Origin of the sequence: Virgibacillus sp. LDC1, from assembly GCF_025792345.1 — a bacterium.
Classification (GTDB): domain Bacteria; phylum Bacillota; class Bacilli; order Paenibacillales; family Paenibacillaceae; genus Paenibacillus_AQ; species Paenibacillus_AQ lautus.
Genome location: NZ_JAOXLZ010000001.1, coordinates 4,369,910 through 4,383,902 on the forward strand (window position 1 = coordinate 4,369,910; position 13,993 = coordinate 4,383,902).

Annotated in this window: 15 protein-coding genes, 1 pseudogene and 1 riboswitch; of the genes and pseudogenes, 2 read left to right on the plus strand and 14 right to left on the minus strand. The window is 49.4% G+C overall.

The genetic code is table 11. The features are described from left to right. Positions 1-5: 5 nt before the first annotated feature. The 9 genes and pseudogenes from OHJ21_RS19965 to OHJ21_RS20005 all read right to left on the minus strand — a co-directional run bounded on the left by OHJ21_RS19965 (position 6) and on the right by OHJ21_RS20005 (position 7,813). Positions 6-602, minus strand: a complete 597-nt coding sequence (locus OHJ21_RS19965) for a LysE family translocator (protein ID WP_100539187.1) — start codon at positions 600-602, stop codon at positions 6-8. A 778-nt stretch (positions 603-1,380) separates the two neighbouring features. Next, the gene (locus OHJ21_RS19970) at positions 1,381-1,686 is read right to left on the minus strand and encodes an ArsR/SmtB family transcription factor (RefSeq protein ID WP_243390835.1); all 306 of its coding nucleotides are present in this window, start codon (positions 1,684-1,686) and stop codon (positions 1,381-1,383) included. A gap of 221 nt (positions 1,687-1,907) precedes the next feature. Next, positions 1,908-2,657: a polysaccharide deacetylase family protein gene (locus OHJ21_RS19975; RefSeq protein WP_394054106.1), complete on the minus strand. Its 750-nt coding sequence runs from the start codon at positions 2,655-2,657 to the stop codon at positions 1,908-1,910. Continuing rightward, a complete protein-coding gene (locus tag OHJ21_RS19980) occupies positions 2,654-3,268 on the minus strand; it encodes a YkoP family protein (protein WP_486020958.1) in 615 nt (204 codons plus the stop codon). Before OHJ21_RS19980 ends, OHJ21_RS19975 begins: the two co-directional genes overlap by 4 nt. A gap of 380 nt (positions 3,269-3,648) precedes the next feature. Further along, positions 3,649-4,389, minus strand: a complete 741-nt coding sequence (locus OHJ21_RS19985; RefSeq protein ID WP_100539190.1) for an ABC transporter permease — start codon at positions 4,387-4,389, stop codon at positions 3,649-3,651. Continuing rightward, positions 4,382-5,305, minus strand: a complete 924-nt coding sequence (locus OHJ21_RS19990) for an ABC transporter ATP-binding protein (protein ID WP_486020959.1) — start codon at positions 5,303-5,305, stop codon at positions 4,382-4,384. Before OHJ21_RS19990 ends, OHJ21_RS19985 begins: the two co-directional genes overlap by 8 nt. A gap of 275 nt (positions 5,306-5,580) precedes the next feature. Beyond that, positions 5,581-5,846, minus strand: a pseudogene (locus OHJ21_RS19995) (alpha/beta hydrolase family protein); the annotation flags it as partial. Positions 5,847-6,182: 336 nt separating this feature from the next. Next, a complete protein-coding gene (locus OHJ21_RS20000; RefSeq protein ID WP_100539191.1) occupies positions 6,183-7,115 on the minus strand; it encodes a sensor histidine kinase in 933 nt (310 codons plus the stop codon). Next, positions 7,115-7,813, minus strand: coding sequence for a response regulator transcription factor (locus OHJ21_RS20005; protein ID WP_076324789.1), 699 nt, complete (start codon positions 7,811-7,813; stop codon positions 7,115-7,117). The genes OHJ21_RS20000 and OHJ21_RS20005 overlap by 1 nt, the downstream gene beginning before the upstream one ends. 215 nt (positions 7,814-8,028) lie before the next feature. On the opposite strand from OHJ21_RS20005, the gene OHJ21_RS20010 reads away from it, so the two are divergent. Next, a complete protein-coding gene (locus OHJ21_RS20010) occupies positions 8,029-8,265 on the plus strand; it encodes a transposase (protein ID WP_486020960.1) in 237 nt (78 codons plus the stop codon). A 323-nt stretch (positions 8,266-8,588) separates the two neighbouring features. Here the strand turns inward: OHJ21_RS20010 and OHJ21_RS20015 are convergent, their stop codons facing one another. The 5 genes from OHJ21_RS20015 to OHJ21_RS20035 all read right to left on the minus strand — a co-directional run bounded on the left by OHJ21_RS20015 (position 8,589) and on the right by OHJ21_RS20035 (position 12,787). Beyond that, positions 8,589-8,948, minus strand: a complete 360-nt coding sequence (locus tag OHJ21_RS20015; RefSeq protein WP_127593457.1) for a DMT family transporter — start codon at positions 8,946-8,948, stop codon at positions 8,589-8,591. Positions 8,949-8,952: 4 nt separating this feature from the next. Next, positions 8,953-9,522, minus strand: a complete 570-nt coding sequence (locus tag OHJ21_RS20020; protein WP_326114144.1) for a TetR/AcrR family transcriptional regulator — start codon at positions 9,520-9,522, stop codon at positions 8,953-8,955. Between the two features lie 163 nt (positions 9,523-9,685). Further along, positions 9,686-10,492, minus strand: coding sequence for an energy-coupling factor transporter transmembrane component T family protein (locus OHJ21_RS20025; RefSeq protein WP_100539195.1), 807 nt, complete (start codon positions 10,490-10,492; stop codon positions 9,686-9,688). Then, entirely contained in the window at positions 10,489-12,165 is a 1,677-nt protein-coding gene (locus tag OHJ21_RS20030; RefSeq protein ID WP_100539196.1) for an ABC transporter ATP-binding protein, read from the minus strand. The genes OHJ21_RS20025 and OHJ21_RS20030 overlap by 4 nt, the downstream gene beginning before the upstream one ends. Further along, complete coding sequence (locus OHJ21_RS20035) at positions 12,158-12,787, minus strand: ECF transporter S component (RefSeq protein WP_100539197.1); 630 nt, start codon at positions 12,785-12,787, stop codon at positions 12,158-12,160. Before OHJ21_RS20035 ends, OHJ21_RS20030 begins: the two co-directional genes overlap by 8 nt. A gap of 91 nt (positions 12,788-12,878) precedes the next feature. Then, positions 12,879-12,991: riboswitch (TPP riboswitch) on the minus strand. Positions 12,992-13,154: 163 nt separating this feature from the next. Here OHJ21_RS20035 and asd point away from each other — a divergent pair. After that, positions 13,155-13,958, plus strand: a complete 804-nt coding sequence (gene asd, locus OHJ21_RS20040) for an archaetidylserine decarboxylase (protein WP_100539198.1) — start codon at positions 13,155-13,157, stop codon at positions 13,956-13,958. The last annotated feature ends 35 nt before the right edge of the window (positions 13,959-13,993 follow it).

The following is a 13,993-nucleotide window of genomic DNA, read 5'->3' on the forward strand; positions in this document are numbered from 1 at the left end:
TTCCATCACCCCTTTATGAGCTCCGGTATGCCGGATACGACGATTGCCGAGTACAGCAGAAACAAAGCCAGGATCGTGTTGGTCGTTCTCCGATATTTTTGCATAATTCCTTGAAAAAGGCTACCGCACACGGCCCAGGTCATATACGCGGACAGCCCGATTAATGATACCGCGACAACAAACGCCGAAATGACAGGGCCAGCCGTATAATACGGCATGACGTAGCTGGGAATGACCGTTAGCGTAAACAAGACCACCTTCGGATTGAGAAACTGCATCAGAAAGCCGGACGTGAAGGATGCCGTTTGATTAGCGCCGGACTTGGATACGTCCATGGTATAAACCTGATACGTGAGATACAGCATGAACAGGCAGCCTACGATCCGCAAGATCGGCAGAATGATGGGCATGCCGGTAGACAGCAGCTGGCCCAATACGACGGAAGCAGCGATTAATAAGAAAAACGCGATGGAGGCTCCGGCAATGTAGCGCAAGGTCTTCTTCATGCCGGAGTTTTGAACCGAAGACAGAATGACGATGTTGGACGGTCCCGGCGAGAAAGCCACGATAAAACAGTAAATAAAAAACGAAGACAGATTCATGATGATAGCTCCTAACAAAGGAATTTCCTTTGTCATTATAGAGCTGGAGGCGAAGCGGGGCATAGTACATTATTGCAGCGGAACTAGAGCCGCACGGATACGGCTCTTCCGCAGATTACAGTTCCTTCTATCGCCCTTAGTGACCGGACTGGTGTTCTTCGGTTGCTCCTGCGCATGCGCGCTGCCGGATAGATTCAGCAGAACGACCCCTGCGATGATCAGCAGGATCGAGAATACTGTCTTTCTTTCATATCCGATATATCAAATGATCCCGGCATGTTTTCGATCGATTCGTCTCGTCATCAAATATTTGAAATGACGTTGTTATAAGAATTACCGATTGGTATTTTGATTCTCAGTTGGGTAAACAAAAGAGCTCCGATGAAAAATCCCAACGAGTTCCATAGATAGAGCGAAACAGCGCCGAGTACAATAATCAAAGCACCGGAAAACGCATTGCGGGCCACTTCGCCACTTCGATACCTTGATAGCAAATGGAGAACAAGGAGTTTCCTTGCGTAAGCAGCTTCTTATCAAGGATTTTGGGAAGCGCCGACATTTGAGCCGGATCTATGTATTAAGCCTTGTTATTCGGACTTTTTGCTGAAACCAGTTTAATGCCTACCGCATATTCCTCGCTGTTAGTCATCTTGGAGGCTGAGGAGAACGCAACCCATTTTTCGAGCAAGACCTGAATTCCGCCATCGTCTCTTCCCTCTGTTCAGGCGAAAGCTGCATACGCAAGTTGATTTTTGTGCTAGAAGCTGCCTCATAATCATCAGCCAGTGCAGGATCGATCAGCTGGGTCCCACAGGTAGTTGAACCATTTGGCCTTGGACTTATAATATTTTTCTACAATACCGCCCACCGTCCGGATTTCCACCAGATCGATCAGTCCTCCATCATAAAGCTTTTGAATATGGTAATGAATGCTGCCCGGGGATTCTCCCAGTTCATAAGCCACCTGCTTGGAGGTTTTCGCCGTTTCAACCAGTGCTCCAATAATTTTAATTCTCTTCGCGCTACCCAGTAGTTTGGCCTGCTCCACGGAAATCTCGACGGATTGTGATTGTTCGTTTTTCATTCATATATCTCCCCGATCTAATTTATAGTTCATTCTATATAATTTATTTGTTCTAATTTTATAGATCAATTAAAGCCATAATAATCCACACTTTTCCATTTGTAAACATGCAAAATAAAAAAGCACAACCTCAAAATCCATAAGGCTGTACCTTTATGTTCGAACACAGCTTTATTAAAAGTATCTGGGGCCATGATCATTCTTTGTTAATATTACACGCATCATCCAACCCGAAAGCCTTTTGAAAGGTCGCTGCGCGAATCATGCGGCTTATGCAGCAGTTCATCGGCGCGGACGCATTCATACCCTTGGTTATGGACCGTGTCAATCACTTTCTCAAGGCTTGCGATCATTCTGCTTGGGGCATCAGGCTCCGCCCCCCAAGTATCTCCGCTGTCATGCAGCAAAATAATCGAGCCAGGTTCAAGCTGATCCAAGATCCGTTCTTTGAGCGGTTTGTTTTTGCTCCCCTTGCCCCAATCCCATCCCATGATCGACCACAGCACGATCCGGTATTTTCGCAAAGCAAATAAATCGCCTAAATTCAAAATCCCCCATGGAGGACGGTAAAATGCCGGGCGCTCGCCCGTGATTCGTTCGATGATATCGGCAGACCGGTGGACATGCTTGTTCCGGATATGGCGCGGACTCATTAGCCAATTGGGAAGATGGGAATAGTTGTGGATCCCGATTTGATGCCCTTCCATGTGGATGCGTTTCATAAGCTCCGGGTATCGCTCCGCTTTGCTGCCCAGTACAAAAAAGGTCGCCTTGATCCTTTTTTTCTTGAGAAGATCCAGCAGTTTAGGAGTATGCTGCGGGTCTGGGCCATCATCAAAGGTAAAAGCGATTTGCCGGCCACGCCGGCCGCGCAGGGTTACCCCAAATCCCCAGATCCGTGTGATAACATATGGAATGATCATATAGATAAAGACAAACATCAGCAGCAGATTCAGCATCACCATACTCATGCCGTTTCCTTAGAATAACGCAAAAGCAATGATTTTCTGGTCAGCATCAGCATTTTGGGCACAAGCTTGGGAGCATTTTTCTTCGTGCGTTCCCGCCCCACCGGATGCAGCACCCTGAGTAAAAGCCGCAAATAATAAGTAGAGAACACGCGAAACCCCTTGGATTCCAGCGGATGCAGCTCAAAACCGAGCCCGTGAATAATACCGCGGTGCAGCAGCGTTATTCCAGTCAAAGCTTTGACCTGCGCAAGCTCCGGTTCCGTCTCCATCGCCTCGCTAATTTGCTTGATCGATCTCCGCAGCATTCTTGCGGTCAAAAGCGCGGCCCGGTCAGCCCCCAGCTCTCTGGAAAGCTCCAATACCTGCCGGTTGTCCAAATGGAGTTCACCGACCCAATCCCCCGAATAAATCCACTCTCCGTCCTGGCACTTCAGGTTTTTTCCATGATGCCGGCGGATGACCAGCTTGCAAATCCCGTATCTTTTTATTCCGGCGCTGCGCAGTTTCGTGATTTGATCAAAAACCGCTTCCCAAGCCATCCATACCGACTGAGCGCTTGCCTTCGTAAGGGTAGCTAACATGTTCATTATGGTCACATCTTTCCTTTCCATTTTTGAATCGGTCTTCTGCAGTTATACCTCGCCTTTATTCCCTGCAGGAAAGGCATTTGTTTAGTTAGATGGCGGCAAACCAAAAACCCATGCCATTATTTTAAAAAATGATTCTATCTTTTCCCTTTCTTGTTTCTTAATGTTTTCTTAAGTCTTAATACTGGGGATATGTACTGAAGTTTGGCGGAAAATACGCGCACCAACAAAGGCATCATGCCCAGCCGGATCGCTTTTTTATCCGAGATGGATATGCACTACAAAATGCCGGAGCTAAGCCGGGCCGAATTCCCCGGAGATGAACACCAAATTCATGTAGGTATCTCCTTAAAAAAGCACCCTTCTTTCAGGCGAAGCTGCCGTTAAGAAGAGTGCTTTTTTAGTTAAGCCACGTCCACCTTATCTACGTTGCGGAACGAGAGATAAGCAATCAGGAGACCGATAACTCCCAAGATCAACGGTATCGTTATATTTCTGCTAAGCGAAAGGCCCTGGCTGTTGTTGCTGACTAAGACCACGATAATGATCGAGGACACGATCGTTGTCGGTACGGATTTTTTTCGCATCCCGAAGAATAAAGGAATGAGGCCGAGACACGCTGCTGACAGTGTTTGGATCAACAATTGGATCCCCGTATGCAGTAGTACGCCGGCCTCCAATTTTCCCGGAATAAACTGAAAATGGCTGTTCAGAGCCAGAATGGATATACAGGTAATAAAAGTCGAGATGAGCATCGCTCCAAACGTAAGAGCCAGAGCCAGCAGCATTTTCGCCATGATCAGTTTTTTACGCTCGACCGGGTACGTAAACAATAAGCTGATCGTTTTATTTTTGTATTCCTCAATAATAAGTCTGCTTAGCAAGACTGAAGCAAACACGATAAATACCGCACGGCAAAGTAGCCCCGCTATCGATAACGCATCGGCGAAACTCGTGAATGCAGGACCTCCACCCCCCTCCGTGTAGGCTATATCGGCGAAACTCCCGAATGCAGGATCTCCGCCCCCCTCCGTGTAGGCTATAAGAAGCATGAAACCGGCGCATAGGATCGTTGCAATAACCGCCCCTCTATAAAACCAGTTTAACTTCTGCTTTTTCATCTCCATACGGATCAGCTTAAGCATACTGCTCACCTCCGCTAATCTGATGCATAAAATACTCCTCGAGCGAAGTATGCTTATGGTTTATCGATTCAATCGCCACATCATTCAGTACCAGCTCTTTGGTCAATTCCTGCTGCGTAAATTTGGACTCGTAAATGCGTATGGCTGAATCACCGACGATTTTGAAATTGCTGACTTTCAGCTGATTTTCCAGTACAAATACAGCTTGTTTGCATTGTGGGGTCACAATTTCGATATAATCTGTGTTTTCGCTGCGCATCTCATCCATAGACACTTCGCGGATAAATTTGCCGCCCTGAAGAATGCCGATCGTATCTGCAACTTGTTCGATCTCACCCAGCAAATGGCTGGAGACCAGCAGCGTCATCCGGTACTCCTTGCTCAACATGCTCAGCAAACTTCTAAAATCCTTAATCCCGACCGGATCAAGTCCATTGATTGGTTCATCCAGAATGAGCAGCTCGGGTTTGGTTATAATGGCGCGGGCCATGCCCAGGCGCTGCTTCATACCAAGCGAAAATTCGGATACCGATTTGCCTTGGATGGAAGTTAGATTAACCATCTCAAGCGCTTCTTTAATTGCATGTTTGTTATAATAACCCATATATTCCGCATGCATCTCCAGATTTTCAATCGCCGTCATTTTATCGTAAAAAATCGGATACTCGATGATGCTGCCAATGCGTTTAAACATTTCAACCGATGAAGGCGTAAGCTTCTCTCCGAATATTTCAATTTCACCGCTGGTTGGTTTGACCAGATTCAGCATCATTTTCATTAGCGTTGTTTTACCGGCTCCGTTTGGACCGAGCAGTCCGTAAATCTGCCCCTGCTTGATATTCATACTGACGTCAGAGACAACATCTTTGCCTTTATAGGTTTTGCTGACATGGCGGGTACTGATGACATAACTCATTTATATTTACCCCTCTCACTTATCTCTTGATCATAGTATAACCGCCAACATTTTCATATTTCTTGCACAATTCTTACGAATCTCTTAAGTGTAGAAAGCGACTCGATTATAAACAATCATATCACATGGAATAAACAAAGACCGGTTCACTCACAACCAGTCAGATCAATATGATCCAAATTGGTGCTGCTATTGAAAATAAACTCCACTTTAGTCTTCCTTTCTTCTGTATTAGATGTGTTACCTATTCCCTAGCAACTCTTACCTTATTTGCTCTACGGCTTCAGATTTTTATCCAAAAACTTGATCATTGTATTGAAGAAATCGAACAAGTTCTCTTCGTTGGTAAAGCCGTGTCCTTCATCACCCGCGGATCATTCGCCCCTTGAGCCACGAATCATGGCGTTACGATCTTATCGACGTGGAACACTGGCGAAATTTGCTTCAGCATTTCTTTGTCCTTTTCGGCATCACCGACACGTTCGTTTAAGAGATTTCTCATGGTCTCCCAATACGGTGGGATCGTTCCCAAGAACGAGAATCAAACAAAAAACCCTCTGACGCCAGCCATTGTAGCGTGACATCAGAGGGTTATTTCACTATTTATTTACAGCTACGATTTACGTTTGGTTCGCAGCGTTAGCGAGCTTCTTCTTGCGTCCTATTACTAATGAAACAGTTGGGGATGTGTTGGAATAAACAATTGCTACATTTACTTCCGATGCTAGCTTTCCTTCTGAAAGCTTTTAGGCGAATGCAGCAAATGCCTCCAAAGTAGCTTTTTTCCCAAAAATCTTTCAGCTTCGTAAGAATCGATTCCGTCTCCTCCGCTACTTTCGCTTTTTGTCTAGCACTAATATGATGTTAAGAAGCCGCGCTACGATAGCTTCTTTAACGAGATCGTGAAAACGGTCCGTTCATACGGCTTGCTTGCGACGCGAATTTCCCCGCCCATCAGCTCGATCAGTCTTTTCGTAATCGTCAGACCCAAACCGCTGCCCTGGAATCTTTTATTCCTTGAATCCTCCAGCGTATACATCCGCTCGAAAATAAGCTTCTGATCCCGTTCATGAATACCTTTGCCTTTATCCCAAATGTCGATAAGCACCCGGCCCTGTTCATCCCGCAGCTTCATGCCGATCACCTTGCCCTGTGAACCATAACGGATCGCATTGCTCAGCACATTGTTTAATGCGCGTTTTAGTCCTTCTTCATTGCCCCATGCATAAAGCGGCGTTTCCGGAATATCGATGTCAGCCTGCAACCCTTCGGATTCGATCAGATCATAAAACATCAGCATGCTGTTTCTGGAAATTTCATTGATATGTATGCGGGTCAGGGGCATCTCCTTATCCCCCGATTCCAGCTTGGCCAGGTCAAAAAAACGGTTGATCAACTCTACGATCTCTACAGTCTTCGTATGCACCTTATCCAGTAGCCGCTCCCTTTCCTCCATTGGCAAGTCGGCCTTCTGGTTCAACGTTTCGATATAACCGAGCACCACGGTAAGCGGCGTCTTCAAATCATGCGATATGTTTGCCAACATTCGGCGCATTGCGATTTCTGTACGCATAAATCCTGTCTCGGACTGCCTGGTTTGCAAAAGCAAGTGATTGATAGCAATCAACAGTCTACGATATCCTGGATCCTCCGTAAAAAGCAGCAGTTGCTCCTGCGAGGACGAATCCTTAATCGTATTCAGTTTATCGATGATGTAGCCAAGCTGCTTAGCTCTTTTTTTCCGACCCATCCACTGCATCACATTCAGCAACGCCAACATGATCACAACAATCAGCAGAACGGCAACCACTAAAATTCCCCCAAACGGTAGCCGATGCCCCACAGCGTTTTGATGTACTGCGGATCGGAGGGCTGATCTTCAATTTTGTCGCGCAAACGGCTCATATGCACATTAATGACATTTTCATCGCCGAAATAGTCGTCATTCCAGACGGATGTGAAAATGTGCTGCTTGGTGAATACCTTTTTCGGATTCGTCATAAACAACTTTAAGATTTGCAGTTCTTTGGCCGTCAGCTTGATCTCCTGGCCGTTTTTGGTCACGGTCAAATGATCCAGATCCATCTCTAGTTCATGGACCCGGATGATTTTATTTTGCTCAGTTGGGGGTGCTATTGCATAAGCCGTCACGCGGCGGATAGCGGCCTTCACTCTAGCCGTCAGCTCAATCATCGAAAAAGGTTTCGTAATATAGTCATCCGCGCCAAAACCAAGGCCGAGCGCCTTGTCCACTTCCCCATCCTTTGCGGATACGATCAGTACCGGCACATGGCTTTTCTCCCTGACTTTTTTTAGAAAATCCATACCGCTGATCTTGGGCAGCATCATATCCAGCAGTACGAGGTCATAATCTCGTTCGGCAAACCGCTCGAGCGCCTCCTCTCCGTCTTTGGCAAGCACCACCTGAAAACCTTCCATCGTCAAATAGCTCTCTACCATTTCGCCAATCGAGCTGTCATCCTCTACAAGAAGTATGTTCGAAGCCACGTCATTCACGCCTTTCTTTTTACGTCCATAACTCTAATATACTGGAAACAACGGCTCCGAGGTATATTCAGATTCATCTTCAAATAACCGCTCAAACTAAAATAACCCCACAAACTGATCTGTTGCAGCCTTGCGTACCGCCGAGTGTCGCATGAAGCACGTGTACAAAAATACAAATCGAAGGCTGCATGACCCGCATCTTTTAAATGTGAGGGATGCAAAAAGGACGCTATTTTAGAACGTTGTTGCGGTCTGGACGTTCATCAACTCATGCCAGCTCTTGGGCGGGGGGATGTCCAGGCAACCATGAGAGTGCTGGCAAAAAGAAAAGTTCTCGCATTCCTAAGGGCAAACGCATGCTCAAAGCGGTTTTATGCCAATGCGCATGGTCGGCCTCCATGACAAAAAGCTCTAGAATGCGGGCATTTTTTGACCGGATCGTCAAACGATAAGGGAAGACGGATTGTAATATGAAGTGCGACACCTAAAACAAAATGGCCCATGCTGGTTTCGTGTAACATATTCCATTCGACTGATTCCTTCCATCCGGCTAAAGCCTAATTAGTTTCTAATGACTTTGTGTTAATACTTTCGTTCCATAAAAAGAAATAGACCGCCCTTGGTCAGGATCACGGTCTATTTCTGATCGAATTCCTATAGTAAGGCCGCTCTTATGGCGGTACGTTGTACTCGGGGATCGTGTTCGCGCACGGTCCTTCTTCCATTCTACGCACGAGTACGGCCCTTCCGCAGATTCCGGTTCATTTGATCGTCCTTAGTGACCGGACTGGTGCGTCTTCGGTTGTTCCTGCGCATGCGCGCTGCCGGATAAATTCAGCAGAACGACACCCGCGATGATCAGCAGGATCGAGAATACTTTCAGGCCATTAATCTGCTCCGCAAAGAACATATAACCGATGACGGTAATGATCATGATGCCAAGTCCCGACCAGATCGCGTAAGCCACGGATATTTCAATCTGCTTCAAGCTCAGCGTCAGGAAGCTCAAGCTGCAAATATAGAACACCACCAGCAGCACGCTGGGCAGCGGTTTGCTGAACCCCTCTGACAGCTTCATGTTCAGCGTCCCCGCCACTTCAAACAGAATAGCCAAACTTAAATATAACCAATGCATAATCTCAAGACTCCTTCCGTTTCTCAGCGGCAATGCCGAACAATAAAATATCCATGACGGACTGCAGCAGCTCCCCCAGCGGCAATTGATGCTTCACCGTCGCCCTCGAATCGTAAATCTGATGAAGCGACCCGAGGTACAGATCGATGAACAGCGGCATGTGAATTCGCTTGATGCTTCCCTCGGCCATGCCCTGTTCCATCAGCTCGGTAACAATGCCCCATTCCTCTCGGAAAAAGGTGTCCAGCTTCTCCCATTGCGGATAATGCGACCGCTTCAAATCCGGCAGCATCCCCAGTTCCATCTTCTCCATCTCCTGGGGCAGACAGATTAGAATCTGGTGAATCTTCTCCAGAACGGTAAGCCCCTCATCCGCCGCAATGTCACGTTCGCGCTGCTGAATGTGCCGGATCATCCCGTCAATGATATATTCGACAATCTCTTCCTTGGATGAAAAATGCTCATAGATTGTCCGTTTGCTAATCGCAAGGCCGCGGGCCAGATCACTGACCGTAAACGTAAAGCCCTGCCGCTGAATCAAGCGGATCGTTTCATTCAATATTCGCTCGCGCACGTGAATAAACTCCCCTTCTGGTACTGAAAATACTTTTCTGGTACCACTAGTATTATAACGCCTCAATCAGCATGAAATCCAGGCCCTTTGAAGTTATTCTGATCTCATAAAAAAAGAACCTGCTTACACACCATAAGCAGGCCCTCATCGAGGAAACAACCGTTTAATCAAACCGCACGTCGCCAATGCCGAACCAAGGAAAATATCCGGCTGCCACATAAGCACAGCAGGCAGCGGCTGCGAGTAATCCTATGATTAGAAGATCGTAGCGGGAATAACGTGACGGGTAATAATACGTTCGAGCCTTCGCCCGATCCCCGTCAAATTGCTTCGCCTCCATCGCCGCGGCCACCCGGTGTGCCCGGCGGATGCTCTGCGCCAGCAGCGGCACCACATACAGTCCTGCGCGGTTCACCATGCCGCGAACGCCGCGAATCGGGCGGACACCTCGTACCTTCAAGGCTTGGCGGCGGATTACATATTCCTCCCAGACCATGGGCAGCAGCCGGATCGAAGCCATGAAGCTGTAAGCATACTTGGGCGCAAGCCTCAGCTTCTGCATCAGACTGTAGAATAAATCCACCGAGGACGTTGTCGTAACAAGCAGCAGCCCCTCCGAGGCAAAGGCAATTCCCTTAAACCCCAGATGCAGCCCCCGATAAAAGCTTTCTTCCGATACCCGGAACAATCCCCACTCCCACCAGATCGTCTCCCCTTTGCCGAACAGCATCATGGAAGAGGAAGACGAAATAAAGGCAAGCAGAAACGGTATGAAAAACAGCAGCATCTTCCACGGCTTCACCCCGCTGAGCACCACGAGGCAGATCATAAAGATCAACGCCTGATACATGACAAAATCAAGATCATGGGTTAACACCGTCATAAAAAACAGCGCACAGATCAGTCCCAGCTTCACCACCGGATTCGCGCGGTGCAGCCAAGTGATCCGCACGGGATTCCATATATTCATGCGTTCACCCCCGTAAGGCGATGATCGGCCCCGGTTAGGTTTTCGCGAGTCTCATCAGCGCCATTCGCTCCGCCGGTCTCCCGTCCGGATTCCGTCCCGGTACACCATCGGGGGGAAGGCATGCTTGACGTCAACTGCCCCTCCCGGATTTCCCATATATGCGTGGCGACCCGCTGCGCGATCTCCATTTCATGCGTCACCATGAGAATGGCGGTTCCCGCGCGGCGCAGCTGCTCACACATCTCCAGAATCGCAAACGTATTCCGCGCATCCTGTCCGAAGGTCGGCTCATCCAGGAGCAGCACAGACGGCTGTCTTGCCATGGCCGTAGCCACGCTTAAGCGACGCTTTTGACCTGTCGACAGCTGGTACGGATGCCTAGCTTCCATGCCCTTCAGTCCAAAGCGTTCCAGACAGCGGTCGGCCTGCGCCTTCGCTTCCTCCGGCGGCACATGATCCACCAGCAGGGAGTAAACCACCTCATCGCCGATGCGTTCCGTCAGGAATTGAAGCTCCGGATTCTGAAACACGAATCCGATTTGGCGCAGCTGCTGCTCTCTCTTCTTCCGCACCTTCCTGCGCCTGCCCTGAATGACCTCTTCCCCGCAGAGCACATAGGTTCCTTCGGCGCGAAGCAGCCCCATTAAACTGAGCAGCAGCGAGCTCTTTCCTGCTCCGTTCGGCCCAACCACCGCAATGAATTGTCCCGGAACCACCTCGGCTGAAGGGAGGGTGATGACAGGTTTATCCCATCTCATCCCCCTGAAATCCGCCAGTTGAATGACAGTTTCCCCATGCTGAGCGTATGGCAGAGCAGCCTCATACAGGAGATCACCTGCCTCATTGCCCAGCGCGTCGACCGGGGCGAATAACTCTCTGCCTGCCCGGGACTCCGCGTAATCTTCCCATACGCCGGGATACCAGATTCCATAGGCTTGGAGTTCCCGCTCATATTCAGCGAATATCGCTGCTGGGGGACCTTCGCCCAGAATCACCCCATCCGGGCTGAACAGCACGACACGATCCACGTATTGGGCCATTTCTTCAATCCGGTGCTCCACGATGATCAGCGTACGCCCTTCCGAAACGGCCTTCACCGCGGACCAGATTTGCTCCCTGCCTTCCGGGTCGAGCAGCGCAGACGGCTCGTCAAGGAACAGGACCTCCGGCTCCAGCAGCAGAGCCGATGCCAGCGCCAGTCGTTGCTTCATGCCTTGGGACAAATGCCCGATCGGCATATGGAGCTCCTCAAGATCAAGCCCCACCTCGCCCAGGGCCGCTTGCATCCGCTCCTTCATCTCGTCGCGTGGGACACTTAGATTCTCCAGCACGAAAGCCAGCTCTTCATCCACGTACGGCATACAGAACTGGGTATCCGGATCCTGAAACACATAACCCCAAGAACGCGGAACCAGCTGGGCCTCGCATTTCATCGGCACCTCCGTTGCGCGGGGAATCATCCCGCTAAGCACCTGCAGCAGCGTGGATTTGCCACAGCCGCTCGGACCGAGCAGCAGCACCTTCTCCCCCCGGACAGCCGAGAAGGAGAGGTCTTTGAACATCAGCCGCTCCTCGCCCGGATACTTCAGACGCAATCCCTCCACATACACGGCCGGTTCCGGAAGCATCTCAGCGGACTGAGCCGGAACCTGGCTAACCGTGGCATTAGACATGGCGCGGATCATCCAGTGCTTCGTAATCCTTCTTCGACGCAGGACGCAGCAGGGATGTCACGCCCGTACGGTCAAGCGCTTTGGCCAGCAGGAGCATCAGGAGGCCTGCAATGACGGCGCCGCTGAGTACCCGCATGCCGTATTTGGCAAGGAACATCCACGTCTGCAGGTCATCGGTATAACTGTAATAGAAGTCCATGATCATCGAGCCGATGGCCGCGCCGGCTCCGGCAATCGCCAGCGTCCACGCGGAGGTGCTCCGATAACGGAATGCCGCGAATACCAATTCTGCCCCCAGTCCTTGAATGAGGCCATACAGCAGCAGGGTCAATCCCCAGCCGCTGCCAAACAGCACTTCCACGTGGGCCGCCGCCACTTCCGCGATGATGGCCACTCCCGGCTTGCGGATCAGCAAGTAAGCAAGCGTGGCTGCAGCGAACCACATGCCGTATAACAACTCATCCGCTTCAAAGAACAGCGGTTTTAACAGATTGTAAACCGAACCCCAGAAATGATAAATGACGCCAAGCACCAGCGATACCAGCACCGTCACCAAAATATCGCTTAACCGCAGCCCTTTTCGGGGCTGAACCCCCAACTTCTCTTGCACAGACGTTCCCATAACAACACATTCCCCTCTCCACCTCTATTTTTGTGTAAACACAACAAAAAACCGTCTGGAAAAACGCGCAGACGGAAAAATAGGCCCTATGTAGGCAGGGTCGGATATTCTCTACGCTGGCATTACCCAGTTCAGATTAACGGTCAACAGCGGATAACAGCTGCAATCTCAGCCTGATTCACTCAAGCCCCCGTATTCCTATTCGGTTTCATGTTAACTTTAAAATACACATTCGCTCCGGAATAAGCAAGAGCCTTTTTTCAAAAATGGCTATTTATTGATTTCCATCTCATTCTATGTCAATATCAGAGTGGTTGGCTTTTCCACCAACGTTTATTGCTGACACCTATGCACAAAGGAGAATGACATGGCTAAACAATTGCTGCGTCTGATGACTGAGCTATCCTCCCGCAAGTGGCTGTCCCGAATCATGGGGCATTGTTCCCACAGCCGGCTGAGCCGTCATCTAATACCTGCATTTATACGAATTTATCAAATTCCGGCGCATGAAGCGGAGAAAGAAATCCATGAATACCGCTCATTGAACGAGTTCTTTTCCCGCCGGTTAAAAATAGGCCTGCGCGCCATAGATGATACCGCCGACGCTATGGTAAGCCCGGTCGATGCCACGATTTCGGCAATGGGCGCCGTCAACGCCGGCACCATTCTGAGCGTCAAGGGACAGGATTATACCCTGAGTGAGCTGCTCGCCAAATCGCCAAGAATGGAAAACTACATCAACGGTTATGCTTTCGTATTGTATTTAAGCCCGACCGATTATCATCGCATTCATTCCCCGGTAACCGGTGTTCAGGCGGAGAGCGAGCATCTGAAGGGCCGCGTTTACCCTGTGAACGATTTTGCGATGACCCATATTCGGAACGTGCTCAGCCGCAATGAACGCCTCATTACCTATATTGCGCATGAGTTCGGCGAAGTTGCCGTCGTGAAGGTCGGAGCCATGAACGTAAGCAGCATCCGTTATGCTGACGAGAACGTGAAGAAATACGGGATTGGCGATGAGCTCGCGTACTTTGAATTCGGCTCTACCGTCGTGCTTTTGACGGAGAACGGCACGTTTACTCCGCGCGGTGACCTGGAACCCGGCTCCAAGGTGAAGATGGGGGAACTCCTCGGTTTGCTTCATCCGTCCCCAGCCAGAAAAGGGTAATCCCATTCACCTTACCAAACATCGCATTTTACAAG

Bases quoted from the DNA above. Each gene is read 5' to 3' on its own strand.
- OHJ21_RS19965 (WP_100539187.1), bottom strand. From the start codon at position 602: ATGAATCTGTCTTCGTTTTTTATTTACTGTTTTATCGTGGCTTTCTCG.
- OHJ21_RS19970 (WP_243390835.1), bottom strand. From the start codon at position 1,686: ATGAAAAACGAACAATCACAATCCGTCGAGATTTCCGTGGAGCAGGCC.
- OHJ21_RS19975 (WP_394054106.1), bottom strand. From the start codon at position 2,657: ATGAGTATGGTGATGCTGAATCTGCTGCTGATGTTTGTCTTTATCTAT.
- OHJ21_RS19980 (WP_486020958.1), bottom strand. From the start codon at position 3,268: ATGGAAAGGAAAGATGTGACCATAATGAACATGTTAGCTACCCTTACG.
- OHJ21_RS19985 (WP_100539190.1), bottom strand. From the start codon at position 4,389: ATGCTTAAGCTGATCCGTATGGAGATGAAAAAGCAGAAGTTAAACTGG.
- OHJ21_RS19990 (WP_486020959.1), bottom strand. From the start codon at position 5,305: ATGAGTTATGTCATCAGTACCCGCCATGTCAGCAAAACCTATAAAGGC.
- OHJ21_RS20010 (WP_486020960.1), top strand. From the start codon at position 8,029: ATGCAAAAAGGACGCTATTTTAGAACGTTGTTGCGGTCTGGACGTTCA.
- OHJ21_RS20015 (WP_127593457.1), bottom strand. From the start codon at position 8,948: ATGCATTGGTTATATTTAAGTTTGGCTATTCTGTTTGAAGTGGCGGGG.
- OHJ21_RS20025 (WP_100539195.1), bottom strand. From the start codon at position 10,492: ATGAATATATGGAATCCCGTGCGGATCACTTGGCTGCACCGCGCGAAT.
- OHJ21_RS20030 (WP_100539196.1), bottom strand. From the start codon at position 12,165: ATGTCTAATGCCACGGTTAGCCAGGTTCCGGCTCAGTCCGCTGAGATG.
- OHJ21_RS20035 (WP_100539197.1), bottom strand. From the start codon at position 12,787: ATGGGAACGTCTGTGCAAGAGAAGTTGGGGGTTCAGCCCCGAAAAGGG.
- asd (WP_100539198.1), top strand. From the start codon at position 13,155: ATGGCTAAACAATTGCTGCGTCTGATGACTGAGCTATCCTCCCGCAAG.